This is a genomic window from Actinomadura terrae (assembly GCF_022751215.1).
GTDB classification, from domain to species: domain Bacteria; phylum Actinomycetota; class Actinomycetes; order Streptosporangiales; family Streptosporangiaceae; genus Spirillospora; species Spirillospora terrae.
This window is the reverse complement of sequence record NZ_JAICDG010000002.1, coordinates 485,235-502,334: the sequence shown is the minus strand read 5'-3', so window position 1 is coordinate 502,334 and position 17,100 is coordinate 485,235. Positions and strand designations below refer to the sequence as shown.

The following is a 17,100-nucleotide window of genomic DNA, read 5'->3' as shown; positions in this document are numbered from 1 at the left end:
GCTGTTGGTACTACAAGCTGTACCTACCCAACAGTAAGGAAAGCCGCACGGTGCGGGGACACCGATTCCCGGTGACGCCGATCTCAGTCGGCGATCAGTCGCTCATCCGGCGGGGCGCCACGACCACCTGCACCCGCTGGAACTCCTTCAGCTCCGTGTACCCGGACGTCGCCATCGCGCGGCGCAGCGCCCCGATCAGGTTCATCGAGCCGTCGGCGACGCGGGACGGGCCGTGCAGGATCTGCTCCATCGTCCCGATCGTGCCGAGGTCGAGGCGGGTGCCGCGGGGGACGTCGCCGTGGTGGGCCTCGCTGCCCCAGTGGTAGCCGCGTCCGGGCGCCTCGGTGGAGCGGGCGAACGGCGAGCCGACCATGACCGCGTCGGAGCCGCAGGCGAAGGCCTTGGCGATGTCGCCGCTGTTGACCATGCCGCCGTCGGCGATCACGTGGACGTAGCGTCCGCCGGACTCGTCCATGTAGTCGCGGCGGGCGGCGGCCACGTCGGCGACGGCGGTCGCCATCGGCACCGCGACGCCGAGCACCGTGCGGGTGGTGTGGCCGGAGCCGCCGCCGAACCCGACGAGGACGCCCGCGGCGCCGGTGCGCATCAGGTGCAGCGCGGCGGTGTAGGTGGAGCAGCCGCCGACGATCACCGGGACGTCCAGCTCGTAGATGAACTGCTTGAGGTTGAGCGGCTCGGCCCGTCCGGACACGTGCTCGGCCGAGACCGTGGTGCCGCGGATCACGAACAGGTCGACGCCCGCGTCGATCACGGCCTTGTGGAACTGCGCGGTGCGCTGCGGCGACAGCCGTGCCGCGACCGTCACGCCCGCCTCGCGGATCTCGGCGATCCGGCGGCCGATCAGCTCCTCCTTGATCGGCTCGGCGTAGATCTCCTGGAGCCGGTGGGTGGCGCGGACGTCGTCCAGCGAGGCGATCTCGGCGAGCAGCGGGCTCGGGTCGTCGTAGCGCGTCCACAGCCCTTCGAGGTCGAGGACGGCGAGGCCGCCGAGGCGGCCGACCGCGATCGCGGTGGCCGGGCTGACCACGCTGTCCATCGGCGCGACGACCAGCGGCATCTCGAAGCGGTAGGCGTCGATCTGCCAGGCGACGCTGACCTCCTCCGGGTCGCGCGTGCGGCGCGACGGCACGATGCCGATGTCGTCGAAGGCGTACGCCCGACGGCCGCTCTTGCCCCGGCCGATCTCCACCTCAGCAGCCACTGCGCCCTTCCTTACCGTGATCTGAGTCCCGCCGGTGGCGGGAACGAGCCCCGGAAGAGCTTACGTCAGCTCAGCGACCCTGGTAGTTGGGGGCCTCCACCGTCATCTGGATGTCGTGCGGGTGGCTCTCCCGCAGGCCCGCGGGGCTGATCCGCATGAGCTGCCCGCGCTCTTGCAGCTCGGGGACCGTGCGGGTGCCCGCGTACCACATCGACTGGTGCAGCCCGCCGACCAGCTGGTGCGCGACGTTCGCGAGCGGCCCCCGGTAGGGCACCTGCCCCTCGACGCCCTCGGGGATCAGCTTCTCCTCGCTGCTGACGTCGGCCTGGGCGTAGCGGTCCTTGGAGAACGAGCCGCCGCGCTCCCGGTTGCGCATCGCGCCGAGCGACCCCATCCCCCGGTAGGACTTGTACTGCTTGCCGTGGACGAAGATCAGCTCGCCGGGCGACTCCTCGATCCCCGCGAGCAGGCTGCCGAGCATGACCGTGTCGGCGCCCGCGACCATGGCCTTGGCGATGTCGCCGGAGTACTGGATGCCGCCGTCCCCGATCACCGGGACGCCGGCCTCGTGGGCCGCGCGGGCCGCCTCGAAGATCGCGGTGATCTGCGGGACGCCCACCCCGGCGACGACGCGGGTCGTACAGATCGAGCCGGGGCCGACGCCGACCTTGACCGCGTCCGCGCCCGCCTCCGCGAGCAGCTTCGCGCCCGCGTAGGTCGCGACGTTCCCGCCGACGACCTGGACCTGCGGCGCGTTCGTCTTGATCGCGGCGATCGTGTCGGCGACGCCCTTGGAGTGGCCGTGCGCGGTGTCGACGATCACGACGTCGGTGCCCGCGTCGATCAGCGCCCGGGCGCGGCGGATCGCGTCCTCGCCGACGCCCACCGCCGCCGCCACCAGCAGCCGGCCGTCGGCGTCCTTGGTCGAGTCGGGGTACTGCTCGCTCTTGGTGAAGTCCTTGGTGGTGATCAGGCCGCGCAGCCGGCCCTCGCCGTCCACCAGCGGGAGCTTCTCGACCTTGTTGCCCGCCAGCAGCGCGAACGCCTCGTCCTTGGTCACCTCGACCGGCGCGGTGACCAGCGGCATCGGCGTCATGACCTCGCGCACCGGACGGGAGGGGTCGGACTCGAACCGCATGTCGCGGTTGGTCACGATGCCGACCAGCACGCCCCGCACGTCGGTGACCGGCACGCCGGAGATCCGGTAGCGGGCACACAGCTCCTCGACGTCGGCGAGCGTCGCGTCCGGCATGCAGGTCACCGGCTTGGTGATCATCCCGGCCTCGGAGCGCTTCACCCGGTCGGCCTGCTCGGCCTGCTCCTCGATCGGCATGTTGCGGTGCAGGACGCCGATGCCGCCCTGCCGCGCCATCGCGACCGCCGTGCGCGCCTCGGTCACGGTGTCCATCGCCGCCGACACCAGCGGAATGCGCAGCGAGATCTCGCGGGTCAGCCGCGTCGTCGTGTCGGCCTCGCCGGGTTGCAGGTCGGAGTAGCCCGGCAGCAGCAGCACGTCGTCGAAGGTCAGACCCTGCGGGAGGAATTTGGCGGGCTCGGCTGCGGGGTTCATGACTACCTTCCCGTAGAGGTGGCGGTATCGGGCCAGGTCACGGCGACCCTGTACCCATGGTAGGGCGTCATGCGGCGCCCGACAGGGCGGTTGGCGGAGCGGGCGAGTGGTGTTGACGACATCCCAGTGAACACGCAGCGTTCCCGCCGTCGCCCCATCTTGTCACTCTGGGTGATTGTTTGCGCACAGGGAAGTCCAGGGGGTGCACCTCCCGGTGCGTCGCGCAGTAGCGTGGGACTGTGCACGACGATGCCCCGCTCGACCCGTTCGCCGGAGATCCGGAGGATCCGGCGGCGTCGCTCGGCGACCCCGGCGACGACACCGCGCCGCTCAGCGTGGCGGAGCGGGAGGACGTGCTGGCCGACCTCGCCGACCTGGAGGTCTTCCGCGCCCTCCTGGAACCCCTCGGCGTGCGCGGGCTCACCGTCGACTGCGGCGACTGCGGCAAGCTCCACTACATCGACTGGGAGCTGCTGCACGGCAACCTGCGGCACCTGCTCGACCAGGGCCTGCCCCGCGTGCACGAGCCCGCGATGTCCCCCGACCCCGTCGACTACGTGAGCTGGGAGTACGCGCGCGGGTACGTGGACGGCGTCATCGACAGCGAAGAGGGCCGCGACGACTGACCCGCCGTCGCCATCCTTTTATGGGCGGCCGTCGGGGTTGAGGGCCTGCTCCCCGCCCTGGCCGGACGGTGTGCTGGACGGGGTGGGCGTCGTCGTCGAGTCCTCGGGTGTCGGCTGCCCCTGGGACGGCTTGGGCTGCTCGGGCGTCTGCGGCGGCTGACCGGGCTCGCCGGTCTGCCGGGGCGGCCCGGGCGTACCCGGCTGACCGGGCGTGCCCGGCTGCCCAGGCCGACCGGGCTCGTACTCGCCGTTCTCGTTGGGGCCCGTCTGTCCTGGCTGGCCGTTCCCGCCCTCCTCGCCGCAGCGGCCGGGCCGGATGCGCTCCCCGCACGGCTGGGCGGGCGGCGCCGCGTACACCGGGGCCTCGGGCATGCGGCCGGGGCGGTAGTGCCGCGAGTACGTCCGTTCCAGCTGCTGCTTGAAGCGCTCGTATTCGAGCCGCTTGTCGTCGACGGGACGTCCGGGCCGGACGGTCTCCGGCGTGGGGCCCGACGTACCGGGCTGCCGCGCGCCGCCGTGGCGTGCCGCGTCGCTGTCGCGTCCCTCGGACTTGTCGGACGGGCCGGGCGTGCGCGGCGCGGGCGCGGCGGACGGGTGACCGCCCATCTCCCCGCCGGCCGCGGCGACGCCGGTGCTGGCGAGCATCGCGCCCGCCACGCCCAGCGCGACGATCGTACGGGGGCCGCGACGGCGCGGGCCGGGCCCGGACGGCGACGGCTCGGGGGTCTCGCGGGCGGGTTCGGGGGCGGCCTGGGCAGGCTCGTCCACGTCGGTGACGAGGGCGCGCAGCAGGCGGACGGCCGGATCGCCGCACTCAGCCGCGGACGCAGCCGCGGAACCGGCAGCGCGCCGCCCCGCCAGCTCCTCGATGAGCGCGTCGGTACGGCGCACCGCACCGAGGTCGGCGGGCAGCGGGACCTGCGGCCGGCCACCCGGCGCCGGGGCATCGCCGGAATGCGAAGGCTCGGCCGGATCCGGGGCGCCAGGGCTCCGTTCCGTCAAGCGATCGACTCCTCTCTGGCCATCGCCCGCAGCCGGGCCAGCGCCCGGTGCTGCGCGACCCGTACCGCCCCCGCGGACATGCCCAGCACATTACCGGTCTCCTCCGCCGACAGGCCCGCCACCACGCGCAGCAGCACCAGCTCGCGCTGGTGGTCCGGCAGGCGCGACAGCAGATCACGGGCACGCTGGGCCTCGATGTAGCGGACCACCGTCTCCTCGGGGCCCGGCCGGTCGTCGGGCCCGTCGGGCAGGTCCTCGGTGGGCACGGCCGCGCGGACCGCGCTGCGCAGCGCGTCCGCGATCTTGTGCGAGGCGATGCCGAAGACGAAGGACGCGAACGGGCGTCCCATGTCGCGGTAGCGGGGCAGCGCGGACAGGACCGCGATGCAGACCTCCTGCGCCACGTCGTCGGCGATGTGGTACTGCCCGGAGACCCGGCCGAGCCGGGCGCGGCAGTAGCGGACGACCATCGGGCGGACCTCGCCGATCAGCACCTCGATCGCGCCCGGATCGCCCTGGACGGCGAGCGAGGTCAGCTCCTTGAGGTCGCCGTCGCCGGCCTTCGCGGCGCGCAGCAGCCGCATCCCGCGCCCCGGGTCACGGGGTGGCGGGGGGGCCGGCCCCCGTGAGGGTTCGTCAGCGCGCGCGGTCACGGTCCCGGCGTAGCATCCCTCGGTCACGTCAAGCATGATGCCCAGCACTGCCGGGCGTGTCTCCACTGTCCTCGGCAACGGAATGGTCACAGTGCGGGGACGAGCCCTCAAATACCACGCAACGCGGTCACGCTGTCGCGGCTCGTGTCAGAAACCTTGCACTTTAAGAAAGTTGCACCAAAACATCCACCGGACTTCCGTCAGATGATGCGAGCGCGCCCCGACGCGCGAGACCCCCGTCCGGGAGTACCGGACGGGGGTCCTGTCGCCTTCCGGGGGCGGGCGGGCCGTTCGCTCGCCCATCCGCCCCCGCGACCGAGCCGGAGGCCCGATGACCCGGGTGGGTCAGTGGCCGTGGCCGTGACCGTGGCCGTGACCGCCGGCGGCGGCCTCGTCGGCCTCCTCCGGCTTCTCGACCACGAGCGCCTCGGTGGTGAGCAGCATGCCCGCGATCGAGGCGGCGTTGGTGACCGCCGAGCGGGTGACCTTCACCGGGTCGATGACGCCCTGGGCGACGAGGTCGCCGTACTCGCCGGTCGCGGCGTTGTAGCCGTGGCCCGGCTGGAGCTCCTGCACCTTGGAGACGACGACGTAGCCCTCCTGGCCGGCGTTCTCGGAGATCCAGCGCAGCGGCTCGACCAGCGCGCGGCGGACGGCCTCCGCGCCGGTGGCCTCGTCGCCGGACAGGCCGAGGGTGTCGAAGCCCTCCTTGGCCACGTGCACCAGCGCGCTGCCGCCGCCGGAGACGATGCCCTCCTCGATCGCCGCGCGGGTCGCCGAGATGGCGTCCTCCAGGCGGTGCTTCTTCTCCTTCAGCTCCACTTCGGTGGCGGCGCCGACGCGCAGCACGCACACACCGCCCGACAGCTTGGCGAGCCGCTCCTGGAGCTTCTCGCGGTCCCAGTCGGAGTCGGAGTTCTCGATCTCGACCTTGATCTGGTTGACCCGCGCCGCGATGTCGTCCGAGGAGCCCTCGCCGTCGACGATGGTGGTGGCGTCCTTGGTGACGGTGATGCGGCGGGCGCGGCCGAGGTCCTCCAGGCCGATGGAGTCGAGCTTGAGGCCGATCGCGTCGCTGACGACCTGGCCGCCGGTCAGCGTGGCCATGTCGCCCAGCATCGCCTTGCGGCGGTCGCCGAAGCCCGGCGCCTTCACGCCGACGGAGGTGAACGTGCCGCGGATCTTGTTGGCGACCAGCAGCGCGAGGGCCTCGCCCTCGACGTCCTCGGCCACGACGAGCAGCGGCTTCTTGGTCTGGGCGACCTTCTCGGCCAGCGGCAGGAACTCCTGCACGTTGGAGATCTTGCCGTCCACGATCAGCACGTAGGCGTCCTCCAGGACGGCCTCCATGCGCTCGGGGTCGGTCACCATGTGCGGCGACAGGTAGCCCTTGTCGAACTGGAGGCCCTCGGTGAACTCCAGCTCCAGGCCCATCGTGTGGGCCTCCTCGACGGTGATGACGCCGTCCTTGCCGACCTTCTCGAACGCCTCGGCGATCAGCTCGCCGATCTGCGCGTCCTGCGCGGAGATGGTCGCGACGTGCGCGATCTCGCTCTTCTCCTCGACCTCGCGGGCCGACTTGAGGAGCTGGTCGGACACGTACTGGGCGGCGGTGTCGATGCCGCGCTTGAGGCTGAGCGGCGAGGCGCCCGCGGCCACGTTGCGGATGCCTTCGCGGACCAGCGCCTGCGCGAGCACGGTCGCCGTCGTGGTGCCGTCGCCCGCGATGTCGTTGGTCTTGGTCGCCACTTCCTTGGCGAGCTGGGCCCCGAGGTTCTCGTAGGGGTCCTCCAGCTCCACCTCGCGGGCGATGGTGACGCCGTCGTTGGTGATCGTCGGCGCGCCGAACTTCTTGTCGATGACGACGTTGCGGCCGCGCGGGCCGATCGTCACCTTGACGGCGTCCGCGAGAGCGTTGACGCCGCGCTCAAGAGCCCGGCGCGCGTCCTCCTCGAACTCCAGGATCTTCGCCATGCGGATACTCCTTGATTCACGCGATCCGCCCCGGCCGCCCCGCCGAAGGCGGCGCCGACCGGGGCGGGTGCATCACGTCTCGGTGATTACTTCTCGATGACCGCGAGGACGTCGCGGGCCGAGAGAACGAGGTAGTCCTCGTTGTTGTACTTGACCTCGGTACCGCCGTACTTGCTGTAGAGCACGACCTCGCCGACCTTGACGTCGACGGGCACGCGCTCGCCCTTGTCGTCCACGCGACCCGGGCCAACGGCAAGGACGGTGCCCTCCTGGGGCTTCTCCTTGGCGGTGTCCGGAATCACCAGGCCCGACGCGGTGGTGGTCTCGGCCTCAAGCGGCTGGACGACGATGCGGTCCTCGAGCGGCTTGAGAACAACCTTGGTGGCGGTCGTCACGATCTGACCTCCCCTTCGATTGGTCCTCGGCCGGCCACGGCTGACCGACCGGCACATGTGACAGAGAAGGCGACCCTGGACCGGCCTGTCGTCGCGGGTGCCAGACCGACCTTGTCGCTGTGTTTGGCACTCTCGCGGGGAGAGTGCCAGTCTGGAGACTATTCCGTGCCCGGTGGCCCGTCAACACGGACACGAAGCCCCCGGTCGGGCGGCCGCACGCCGTTCACGGGGCGATAACTTCCAGGTTATGGACATCGCGTCGTTCCGGGCCCTGCTGACCCCGGCGGGGCAGGACGTCCTGGCCGAGGCCGCCGCCGCGGACCTGAGCGAGGGCGCGCTGCTCGGCACGGCGTCGCGGCTGCGCGAGCGGCACGACCCCGCGCTGGTCGCGGCGGCGCTGACGCAGGTGCGGCTCCGCGAACGGGCGCTGGCCAAATTCGGACGGGACGCGTCGCGCATGTACTTCACGCAAGCCGGGCTCGAACAGTCCACCCGGGCGAGCGTGGCCGCGCATCGGACGCGGCGGTTCGCCGGACGTCCCGGAAAGACGCTCGAACTGGGCTGCGGGATAGGCGCGGACCTAATCGCCCGCGCGCGCGCCGGTCTCACCGGGGTCGGTGTGGAGATCGACCCGCTGACGGTCGAGGTGGCGAGGGCGAACGCGGCGGCGTTCGGGGTGGAGGACGTCGCGTCCGTCCGGGTGGGGGACGCGACGCGGGAGCACACGGACGGGTACGCGTCCGTCTTCGCCGATCCGGGGCGCCGCACTGCGCGTGGCCGTGTCTTCGATCCGCGTTCGTACGAGCCGCCGCTGGACACCGTCCTGGAAATGGCGCGGCGGGTCCCGGCCGCATGCGTGAAGGTCGCGCCGGGAATTCCGCACGAGGCCGTACCGGACGGCGCCGAAGCGGAGTGGGTGTCGGTCGGAGGGGACGTGAAGGAGGCCGCCCTGTGGATGGGCGACCTCGCGGGAGAGGTGGGCCGCAGGGCGACGCTCATACCGTCCGACGCCTCGGAGGTCGTGCACACGCTCACGGCGCGCGGGCTCGGCGACCCCGACGTGCGGCCCTGGGGTCGCTACCTCTACGAGCCCGACGGCGCGGTGATCCGGGCGCATCTGGTCGCCGAGGTCGCGGACCTGGTCGGCGGCGGGCTGGCCGATCCGCGGATCGCCTACGTCACGTCCGACGCGCTGCGTCCGACGCCGTTCGCCGCCGCCTACGAGATCGAGGACGTGCTGCCGTTCTCGGTGAAGCGGCTGAAGGCGGAGCTGCGCCGCCGCGGGGTCGGCGTGCTGACCGTCAAGAAGCGCGGCTCGGCGGTGGACGTCGACCGGCTGCGCCGCGACCTCGGCTTCGGCGGGCGGCGCAGGCCCGCGGGGGGCGCGCTGACGCTCGTGGTGACGCGGGTCGGCGACGCACCGGTCGCGCTGCTGACCCGCCCGGACGCGGCGTCCGGCCGCTAATCGGGCCAAAGATCTTCCGCGCGGCCGGGGAACGCCAAGCGGGCCCGGGCGACGCGCCACGGCGGCGCAAATCATCGGCGTATTCCGGCATTGCGTTGGCCAGGGTTCTCCCCTTCCGAGCAAGACCACTGCCCGGCGCGGGAATCGGTGCCGCTGAGATCCTCAGGCGAAGAAACACCAAGGCAGGTTCAGCGGCCGGGTCTCGGGCAGACCCAAATGCGACTCTGAAATGGCCCGCCGGGCACCGGAGCGCGACCGGGCCCGGCCGGTGCCCGCCGCGCCGCCCGTCCGCGAGCGGGGACGCGAACTGACGATGTTGGACGAGATGTACGGACAGTTCGACGCCGCAAACCCGGCCGCGCACCCCCCAGCGCCCGCCCGACAGCGGACATGAACCGACCAACCCCACCATGACCGACTAATCAGAAATTTCCCTCTCGTCCTGCGAATCATCGCTTTTCACTCCAACGGGATAACAGGCACATTCCGCAGAACTCACAATGTTCCCAGCTCCCCGTTTTCGTGGCGGTGCCCACGCACTACAGTGGCGACTTCACGATTCAATGCCGTGCGCCAATTCGTCGCGTCGGCACACGAAGGAGCATCGGGTGGAAACGAATCACAACTTCCTGCAGACGGGGGGTCAACCGGTCTCGGATCGGATGCGGGAGTTGCTCGCCCGTGCGGCGCAGGACCACGTCTACGAACAGCGCTCCCAGGGCCAGGTCCTGGACGAGATCCGCCAGCGGCTCGAAGGCATGGAGTGGCTGCTCCGCGAGGTCCGCGAGCGGGAGCTGAGCGGGCTGACCGGCCAGCTCGACAGCGTCCGCGGGCAGGTGGACGACCTGTCCAGCAAGCCCCCGGAGTGGGCCGAGGGGCTGGCCGAGCACATCGAGGCGTTCGGCGAGCGGGTCAAGCCCGTCGCCGAGCTCCCCGCGCTGTGGGCCGACGTGGGCGTCGTCGCCGAGAACGTCGACGAGGGGCTGACGCGCATCCAGGCCGTCCTCGACTCCGCGCAGCACATCACCGAGGCCACGCAGCAGGCCGCGCAGCGCATGGACGAGATGACCAAGCGGCTCGACAGGCTCCAGGGCAGCATGGAGGCCGCGTCCGTCCGCTTCAACCGGCTCGACAAGTCGCTCGCCGAACTCGGCCACCGGTCCGAGCGGCTGGAGCACTCGATCAACGGCGTCACGGCGCGGGTCGACCAGGCGCTCGGCGAGATGGCCGAGCGGATGGAGCAGGGTCTGGAGGCGGTCAACGGCCGGGTCGAGGGCGTCGGCGGGCGGCTGGACGGCCTCGACGGGCGCCTCGACGGCGTGGACGGCCGCCTGGAGGGCCTGTCGGGCAAGCTCGGCAGCCTCGACGGCCGGTTCGAGAGCATCGACAGCCGCCTGGAGGGCGTGGGCGAGCGGATCGGACGGCTCCCGGCCACCCTGGAGATCGCCGAGCTGCACCGGCTGCTGGGCGAGATCGCGCGGCGTCCGGCGGCCGACCACGGCGACCGGTTCGACGCGCTGGAGAAGCACCTGGCCGAGGCCGTCGACCCGCTGATCGAGGAGCTGCGCGCCCGCCCGGACCGCGACGAGGTCAAGGCGACGATGTCGGAGATCGCCGAGACGGCCTACAGCGACGTCGCCAAGCGCATGGACGAGTTCTCCCGCCGGTTCGAGGACGTGCACGACGACGTCCGCAAGCGGATCGAGGGCATCCACGAGGAGGTCGCCAAGCGGGTCGACGGCGCGCTGGAGGAGTTCACCACCCAGGTCGACCTCGTCTCCCGCCGGGTCGAGGCGGTGCACATCGACATGACCAAGCAGGTCGAGTCGGTGCACAACGAGATGGCGCGGCAGGTCAGCGGCGTCCACGACGACTTCGGCAAGCGCATCGGCGACATCCACGAGGACGTCACCCGCCAGGTCGGCACGATCCACGAGGACGTCGCCAAGCAGGTCGGCGACATCCAGGAGGACGTCGCCCGGCACGTCGGCGGCGTGCACGAGGAGTTCGCGCGGCGGGTCGAGGGCATGCAGGACGAGGCCGGACGCCGCGCCGACGCCGCGCGGGCCGAGTTCGCCAAGCGCTTCTCCCGCGTCGAGGACGAGGTCGGCAAGAAGGTCGACGGCGTCCACGACGAGGTCTCCAAGCAGGTCAACGCGGTGCACGAGGACGTGCTGAAGCGGCTGTCCACGCTGGAGGAGACGATGCTCGCACTCGCCGAGGCGCTGCTGCGGCCGCGCCGCGAGGGCGGCAAGGACTGAGCCACCTCCGGGTGGGTGGGGTCGTGCGATCGCACCGCTGTGGCGACGCGGCCCCACCCGCCTCACACCGCATCCTCCGGGCACCCCGCCTCCGCACCGGAAGATCTTGATCAAGGCACGTCGATGACGTGCAGAATGTTACGTTCCGTCTTCGCAAAATCACTCCCAATACCCTTCGGAATCCGTTTTCATGGATCTCGTGACCCACACTCCGGCTCCGACCGCGCCCGCCCGCGCCCAGCTCGGCCCCACCACCCTGCGCTGGGTGGAGGGCTGCCTGGGCAAGGGCGCCGAGGTGCGGATGATCCGGCCGCTGGCGGGCGGCACCGCCCACGCCAACCACGCGCTGCTCGTCGAGACCCCGTCGGGCAGCGCCCACCGGCTCGTCCTGCGCCGCTGGACGCCCCGCGACGAACTGCCCGCCGAGGCGCCCGCCGGGGCCGACGCCGGTGCCGGGCCCGACCGGGGGCCGACCGCGCGGCGCTGCTACGGCGACACCGAGTTCTCGCCCGAGCGGGAGATCGCCGCGCTGGCGCTGCTGGCGGGCTGCCCGATCCCGACGCCCTCGCTGGTCGCCGCCGACCCGTCCGGCGCGTACTGCGACGTGCCCGCGCTGCTGATCACGCGGCTGGTCGGTCATCCGCCCCGGCCCGCGCCCGACGACCTGCCCGAGTACCTGATCCAGCTCGCCGCCGCGCTGCTCGCGGTGCACGCGCTGAACGGCGCGGCCACGATGCCCCCCTACGTCCCCTACAACCGGCTCGACGTGCGGGTCCCGCCCCGGCACGCGCTGCGCCCGGGCCTGTGGGAGCGCGCGTTCGCGCTGGCGTCGGGCCCGCCGCCGTTCGCGCCCGCCCGGTTCATCCACCGCGACTACCACACCGACAACACGCTCTGGTCGTACGGGAAGCTCACCGGCGTCGTCGACTGGTCGGACGCCTCGTCCGGCCCGATCGCGGTCGACATCGCGCGGATGCGGTGCGGCCTCGTCCTGCGGTACGGGCCGCGCGTCGCCGAGCGGTTCCTGTCGGCGTTCGACCAGGTGTCGGGCGGCTACGAGCACGACCCGTACTGGGACGTGCGGTGCGTCCTCGACCTGCTGCCCGAGGAGGAGGGCCGGGTGCTGGACGAGGCGAAGGTCCCCCTACTGGAGGACTACCTCGCCGGGCTGGTCGCCGCGCTCAGCCCGTAACGGTCCTCAGAGGGTGATCGACTCGATCGGCAGGCTGGAGTCGGCCGGAAGCTCCAGGTCGGACGGCGCGAGGCCCGAGGCGACCAACTCCGACCCGAGCGCCGCGACCATCGCGCCGTTGTCGGTGCACAGCTTCGGACGCGGCACCCGCAGCCGGACCCCGGCGGCCGCGCACCGCTCCGCCGCGAGCGCCCGCAGCCGCGAGTTCGCCGCGACGCCGCCGCCGATCAGCAGGTCGTGCACGCCGTTGTCCTTGCAGACCTTGAGCGCCTTCTGGGTGAGGACGTCGACCACGGCCTCCTGGAACGACGCGGCGACGTCCGCGACCGGCACCGGCTCTCCGGCCCGCTCCCTGGCCTCCACCCACCGCGCGACGGCCGTCTTGAGCCCGGAGAACGAGAAGTCGTAGGTGCCGTCGTTGTACTTGCCGCGCGGGAACGCGATCGCGGCCGGATCGCCCTCCCGCGCCATCCGGTCGATCACGGGCCCACCGGGGAAGCCCAGGTCCAGGACGCGCGCGACCTTGTCGAACGCCTCACCGGCCGCGTCGTCCACGGTGCTGCCGAGCGAGCGGACGTCGCTCGCCACGTCCGGGACCAGCAGCAGCGAGGAGTGGCCGCCCGACACGAGCATCGCCACGCACGGCTTGGGCAGCGGCCCGTGTTCGAGCTGGTCGACGCACACGTGCGCGGCCAGGTGGTTGACGCCGTAGAGCGGCTTGCCGAGCGAGAGCGCGTACGCCTTCGCGGCGGCCACCCCGACCATCAGCGCGCCCGGCAGCCCCGGGCCCGCCGTCACCGCGAACGCGTCGACGTCGGCGAAGGACACGCCCGCGTCGGCCAGCGCCCGCTCCACGGTCGGCGTCATCGCCTCCAGGTGCGCGCGCGAGGCGACCTCGGGCACGACCCCGCCGAACCTCGCGTGCTGGTCGACGCTGGAGGCGATCGCGTCCGCGAGCAGCGTGTGCCCGCGCACGATCCCGACGCCGGTCTCGTCGCAGGAGGTCTCGATGCCGAGCACCAGCGGCTCGTCGCGAATCATTCACATCTCCCGGGAGAAGCCCACGGGACGGCGATGCAGCATCCGCCGCATCACGATCGCGTCCACGTTCGCGGGCTGGTAGTAGCGTCTGCGGACGCCGACCCGGCCGAACCCGAACCGCTCGTAGAGCCGCCGGGCGCCGTCGTTGTCGGCGCGCACCTCAAGGAACACCGCCTCGCTCTCGCGGCGGACGGCCTCGTCGATCAGCGCGGTCAGCAGCGCGGCGCCGATGCCGCCGCCGCGCCGGTCGGCGCGGACCCCGATCGTCTGCACGTCGGCCTGCCCGCCCGCGACCGCGAGGCCCGCGTAACCGACGATCTCGCCGCCGGTCTCGCCGCCCGCCTCCTCGGCGACGACGTAGTGCCTGGTCCGCGGCTGCTCGGCGAGCTCCTCGCGGAGCATGCCCTCGCTCCAGGCGTCCTCCGGGAACAGCACGGTCTCCAACCGGTGGACGGACGGCAGGTCCGCCCCGGTCATCTGCCGCAGGACGACGTCGCTCACGCCGGGGTCACCTTCTTGCGCGGCCCGGGCTCCTTGGCGTCGGGACGGCGCAGGTAGAGCGGTTCGGGGGGAAGCAGGTCGGGGCCCTTGAGCCCGGCCAGGCGCGCCACGGCCAGTTCCGCGAGCGCCGTCGCCGTCGGCAGCAGCGGCTCGTGCGCGGAGTCGCCCGACGCCTCCGGGTACCCCAACGCCTCCGGGTACAGGGCCGCGCCCTCGCCCACGACGGGCAGGCCCTCGGGCGCGCCGTCCAGGACGTCCGGCGCCGGGCCCACGGCAGGTTCGGTGGCGCGCGCGCGGCACGAGTCGTACCGCGCCCAGTAGACCTCCTTGCGGCGGGCGTCGGTGGCGACGGCGAACGGCTCGTCGCGTCCGGTGGCCCAGGCGATGACGTCCAGCGTGCAGACGCCGTGCACGGGGACGCCGAGGGCCTCCCCCATCGCCCGCGCCGTGACCAGCCCGACCCGGAGCCCGGTGTAGGGGCCGGGGCCGACCCCGACGGCGATCGCGCTCAGATCCTCGGGCGCGGCGCCCGCGTCCGCCATCACCTGGGCGATGGACGGCGTGAGCAACTCGGTGTGCCTGCGCCGGTCGACGGCCTCCGCCGCCCCCCGGGGCACGGCGCCCTCGCCGGGGGTCCACTCGTACAGGGCCACGGTGATCGCGGCGGTAGCGGTGTCGAAAGCCAGAACCAGCACGAGGCCAGTTTAGGAGGACGCGAGGTCAGGTCAGGTTTCGCAGCACGGCCTTGACCGCCTCCACGGCGCCGTCCACGGCGTCGTCGGGGGCGAGGGGGTCGCGGTCGTCCGAACCCGCGTAGTGGACGGTGACCAGCACGTTGATCGCACGGACGTTGGCGATGGCCTCGCCCGAACCCTGCCCCTCGTCCACGCTGTAGACGGCGTAGCCCTCGTCGCCGACATCGTCCAGACCGCGCTTCTCGGTGAGCTCCTGGCCCGCCGGGAGGCCCTTGCCCGACTCGTCGTCCTTGCGCTCGGAGGCGAACATGGCGCGGGCGGTGTCGGTCGGCGTCCGCTGCGCGGCGGCGGCGATCGCGCGGAGCTCGACGGTGAGCTGGCGCTTGCGGTCGCCGGTGTAGGCGCCCCACACGCACTGGTTCTGCCGGTCGTCGGACTGGTAGCCGTCGGCCTGGTTGCGGGTGGCGCCGGGCGCGAGCCGTCCGGCGAGCTCGTCGCCCACCAGCGTGCACGCGTCCGGGACGAGGGCCCGCTCGGCCTTGATCGACGGACTGCCGGTCATGGGGCTGCTCTCGGTGGCGCCGCCGCCCACGGCCTTGCCGGACGCGCCGTCCCCACCTCCGCCGCCGAGGAGGGCGAACGCGGCGAACCCGCACGCGACGAGGCCCACGCCGACCCCGGCCAGCGTGATCGCCGCCCGGCGGCGGCGCCGGGGACGGTGCTCGCGGACGGCGCGATGGCTCCCGCTCCGGCGCCCCTCGGGGACGTTGTATCTGTCGCTGCCGCTCACCTGATCCCTCTCCTGCTTGCGCAATCTGATTTGTCGCGAGGTGAGGTTCGTTCCGGCAAAGAGTACGACATGTCCGGTCCAACGAGTTCGACCGGACTAATGGGGTACTAAAAGGATCTTCCGCGACCGTCAGCCGAGGTCGAGCTCCAGGTCGGACCAGCGATCACCGATTCCGTTGATCATTACTTCGCGGTCCTCGGCGGGACCGTCCGAACGGGAAATGATCACTTCCAGCCGGTCGTCGGCGAGGCCCTCGGCGAGCCCTTCGCCCCATTCCACGATCGTCACCGATTCCTCGACGGAGGCGTCCAGATCGAGATCGTCCAGCTCCGCGAAACCGCCCAGCCGGTAGGCGTCGACGTGCACCAGCGGAGGCCCGCCCGCGAGCGAGGGATGCACCCGCGCGATGACGAACGTCGGCGAGGTGATCGGCCCGCGCACCTTCAGCCCCTCGCCGATCCCCTGCGTGAGCGTCGTCTTGCCCGCCCCGAGGCTCCCGGTGAGCACGAGCAGGTCCCCGGCCGCGAGCTTGCCCGCCAGCCGGACCCCGAGCTCCCGCATGTCCCCGGACGTGGGAACGGCGACGGTGATCCCCTTCATGCGGTGCGCTCCTGTTCGTGGCCGGGTTCGTCGTGGTCGGGCTCAACGTGGCTGGGGTGCGCGCGGGCGATCAGGCGGCGGAGGGCGCCGGTGACCACGCCCGGGTACTCCAGGGGCAGGACGTGGCCCGCCTCGTCCACCTCCACCAGGTCGGCGTCCGGCAGGGCCTCGGCGATGAGGCGGCCGTGCGCGGCGGGGGTCAGCCGGTCCTTGCCGCCAGCGAGCACGAGGACGGGCAACCGGCCGATCGTCTTCAGCGCGGCGGCCTTGTCGTGCCCGGCCAGCGCCGGGTAGAACTCGGCGATCACGTCGATCGGCGTGGCCCTGATCAGGTGTTCGAGGAAGTCGACGACCGTGGGGCTGACCTGCTTGTCGGCGAAGGCCATCTTGCGGGTGACGAGGAACGCGAGGTCGGCGCTCAGCCCGCGCGCCCGGTCGACCAGGGCGGCGCGGCGGCCGAGGCCGCGCAGCGCCCGGGGCGCCAGCGGGCCGACGAGCTTGCCCAGCACCAGCGGCAGCCCGAGCGTCATCTCCGCGAGGTCCCCGCACGAGGTGTTGACCAGCGCCACCCCGACCACCCGGTCGCCGAACAGCTCGGGACGCCGGTCGGCCAGCGCCATGATCGACATGCCGCCCATCGAGTGCCCGACGAGGACGACCGGCCCGGTCGGGACGGCGGCGGTGAGCACCGCGTACAGGTCCTCGCCGGTCTGCTCGATGGTCGCGTGCAGGGGGTTGCCCCGGCCGCTGCGGCCGTGGCTGCGCTGGTCCCAGAAGACCATCCGGAGGCCGCGCAGGTCGCGGCGCTGGTAGTGCCAGGCGTCCTGGGTGAGGCAGTAGCCGTGGCAGAAGACGACGGTCAGGTCGCTGGCGCCGTCGGCGCCCTCATCGATCTCGACGTGCAGGGGGAGGTCGTCGTCCGCCTGGACGGTCAGCTCCTCGCCGCGCAGCGTGCCGAACGGCTCGTCGGCGTCGGGATCGGGGCGCAGCCGGACGCGTCCGACCGCGAGGCGGCGCAGGCCGACCGCCGCGCCCACCCCGGCCGCGCCGACGCCCGCGACGGCGCCGACGATGCCGATCCTGCGCCTGTTCCTGCTGTCCATTCGCGCGCCC

At 72.5% G+C, this 17,100-nt stretch carries 16 protein-coding genes; 4 read left to right on the top strand and 12 right to left on the bottom strand.

Annotation, left to right across the window (positions count from 1 at the left end; all coding sequences use genetic code 11):
- Window positions 1-94: 94 nt before the first annotated feature.
- Window positions 95-1,210: a GuaB3 family IMP dehydrogenase-related protein gene (locus K2F47_RS12545; protein WP_242905925.1), complete on the bottom strand. Its 1,116-nt coding sequence runs from the start codon at window positions 1,208-1,210 to the stop codon at window positions 95-97.
- Between the two features lie 82 nt (window positions 1,211-1,292).
- Window positions 1,293-2,792 carry an IMP dehydrogenase gene (gene guaB / locus K2F47_RS12540; protein ID WP_242903023.1) on the bottom strand — a complete coding sequence of 500 codons (1,500 nt, stop codon included), beginning with the start codon at window positions 2,790-2,792 and terminating at the stop codon, window positions 1,293-1,295.
- Window positions 2,793-3,031: 239 nt separating this feature from the next.
- On the opposite strand from guaB, the gene K2F47_RS12535 reads away from it, so the two are divergent.
- The gene (locus tag K2F47_RS12535) at window positions 3,032-3,418 is read left to right on the top strand and encodes a DUF5319 domain-containing protein (protein ID WP_214618267.1); all 387 of its coding nucleotides are present in this window, start codon (window positions 3,032-3,034) and stop codon (window positions 3,416-3,418) included.
- Between the two features lie 18 nt (window positions 3,419-3,436).
- Here the strand turns inward: K2F47_RS12535 and K2F47_RS12530 are convergent, their stop codons facing one another.
- From K2F47_RS12530 to groES, 4 genes are all read right to left on the bottom strand, one after another.
- Window positions 3,437-4,420, bottom strand: coding sequence for a chromosomal replication initiator protein DnaA (locus K2F47_RS12530; RefSeq protein ID WP_242903022.1), 984 nt, complete (start codon window positions 4,418-4,420; stop codon window positions 3,437-3,439).
- Complete coding sequence (locus tag K2F47_RS12525; RefSeq protein ID WP_242903021.1) at window positions 4,417-5,004, bottom strand: sigma-70 family RNA polymerase sigma factor; 588 nt, start codon at window positions 5,002-5,004, stop codon at window positions 4,417-4,419. Before K2F47_RS12525 ends, K2F47_RS12530 begins: the two co-directional genes overlap by 4 nt.
- 414 nt (window positions 5,005-5,418) lie before the next feature.
- Window positions 5,419-7,047 (bottom strand): chaperonin GroEL, encoded by a 1,629-nt coding sequence (gene groL / locus K2F47_RS12520; protein WP_242903020.1) that lies wholly within the window; start codon window positions 7,045-7,047, stop codon window positions 5,419-5,421.
- A gap of 86 nt (window positions 7,048-7,133) precedes the next feature.
- Window positions 7,134-7,442 carry a co-chaperone GroES gene (groES, locus tag K2F47_RS12515; protein ID WP_067454521.1) on the bottom strand — a complete coding sequence of 103 codons (309 nt, stop codon included), beginning with the start codon at window positions 7,440-7,442 and terminating at the stop codon, window positions 7,134-7,136.
- Between the two features lie 247 nt (window positions 7,443-7,689).
- Here groES and K2F47_RS12510 point away from each other — a divergent pair, with 247 nt between their 5' ends.
- From K2F47_RS12510 to K2F47_RS12500, 3 genes are all read left to right on the top strand, one after another.
- Entirely contained in the window at window positions 7,690-8,907 is a 1,218-nt protein-coding gene (locus K2F47_RS12510) for a class I SAM-dependent methyltransferase (RefSeq protein ID WP_242903019.1), read from the top strand.
- Window positions 8,908-9,569: 662 nt separating this feature from the next.
- Window positions 9,570-11,168, top strand: a complete 1,599-nt coding sequence (locus K2F47_RS12505; protein ID WP_242903018.1) for an apolipoprotein A-IV repeat region-like domain-containing protein — start codon at window positions 9,570-9,572, stop codon at window positions 11,166-11,168.
- A 190-nt stretch (window positions 11,169-11,358) separates the two neighbouring features.
- Window positions 11,359-12,360 (top strand): phosphotransferase family protein, encoded by a 1,002-nt coding sequence (locus K2F47_RS12500; RefSeq protein ID WP_242903017.1) that lies wholly within the window; start codon window positions 11,359-11,361, stop codon window positions 12,358-12,360.
- A gap of 6 nt (window positions 12,361-12,366) precedes the next feature.
- On the opposite strand, the gene tsaD is transcribed toward K2F47_RS12500, so the two are convergent.
- The 6 genes from tsaD to K2F47_RS12470 all read right to left on the bottom strand — a co-directional run bounded on the left by tsaD (window position 12,367) and on the right by K2F47_RS12470 (window position 17,090).
- Complete coding sequence (tsaD, locus tag K2F47_RS12495) at window positions 12,367-13,401, bottom strand: tRNA (adenosine(37)-N6)-threonylcarbamoyltransferase complex transferase subunit TsaD (RefSeq protein WP_242903016.1); 1,035 nt, start codon at window positions 13,399-13,401, stop codon at window positions 12,367-12,369.
- The gene (gene rimI / locus K2F47_RS12490) at window positions 13,402-13,902 is read right to left on the bottom strand and encodes a ribosomal protein S18-alanine N-acetyltransferase (protein WP_372490846.1); all 501 of its coding nucleotides are present in this window, start codon (window positions 13,900-13,902) and stop codon (window positions 13,402-13,404) included.
- Window positions 13,899-14,597 (bottom strand): tRNA (adenosine(37)-N6)-threonylcarbamoyltransferase complex dimerization subunit type 1 TsaB, encoded by a 699-nt coding sequence (gene tsaB, locus K2F47_RS12485; RefSeq protein WP_242903015.1) that lies wholly within the window; start codon window positions 14,595-14,597, stop codon window positions 13,899-13,901. The genes rimI and tsaB overlap by 4 nt, the downstream gene beginning before the upstream one ends.
- A 25-nt stretch (window positions 14,598-14,622) precedes the next feature.
- The gene (locus K2F47_RS12480) at window positions 14,623-15,387 is read right to left on the bottom strand and encodes a hypothetical protein (RefSeq protein ID WP_242903014.1); all 765 of its coding nucleotides are present in this window, start codon (window positions 15,385-15,387) and stop codon (window positions 14,623-14,625) included.
- Between the two features lie 129 nt (window positions 15,388-15,516).
- Window positions 15,517-15,987, bottom strand: a complete 471-nt coding sequence (tsaE, locus tag K2F47_RS12475) for a tRNA (adenosine(37)-N6)-threonylcarbamoyltransferase complex ATPase subunit type 1 TsaE (RefSeq protein WP_242903013.1) — start codon at window positions 15,985-15,987, stop codon at window positions 15,517-15,519.
- Window positions 15,984-17,090 (bottom strand): alpha/beta fold hydrolase, encoded by a 1,107-nt coding sequence (locus K2F47_RS12470; RefSeq protein ID WP_242903012.1) that lies wholly within the window; start codon window positions 17,088-17,090, stop codon window positions 15,984-15,986. The genes tsaE and K2F47_RS12470 overlap by 4 nt, the downstream gene beginning before the upstream one ends.
- Between the last annotated feature and the right edge of the window lie 10 nt (window positions 17,091-17,100).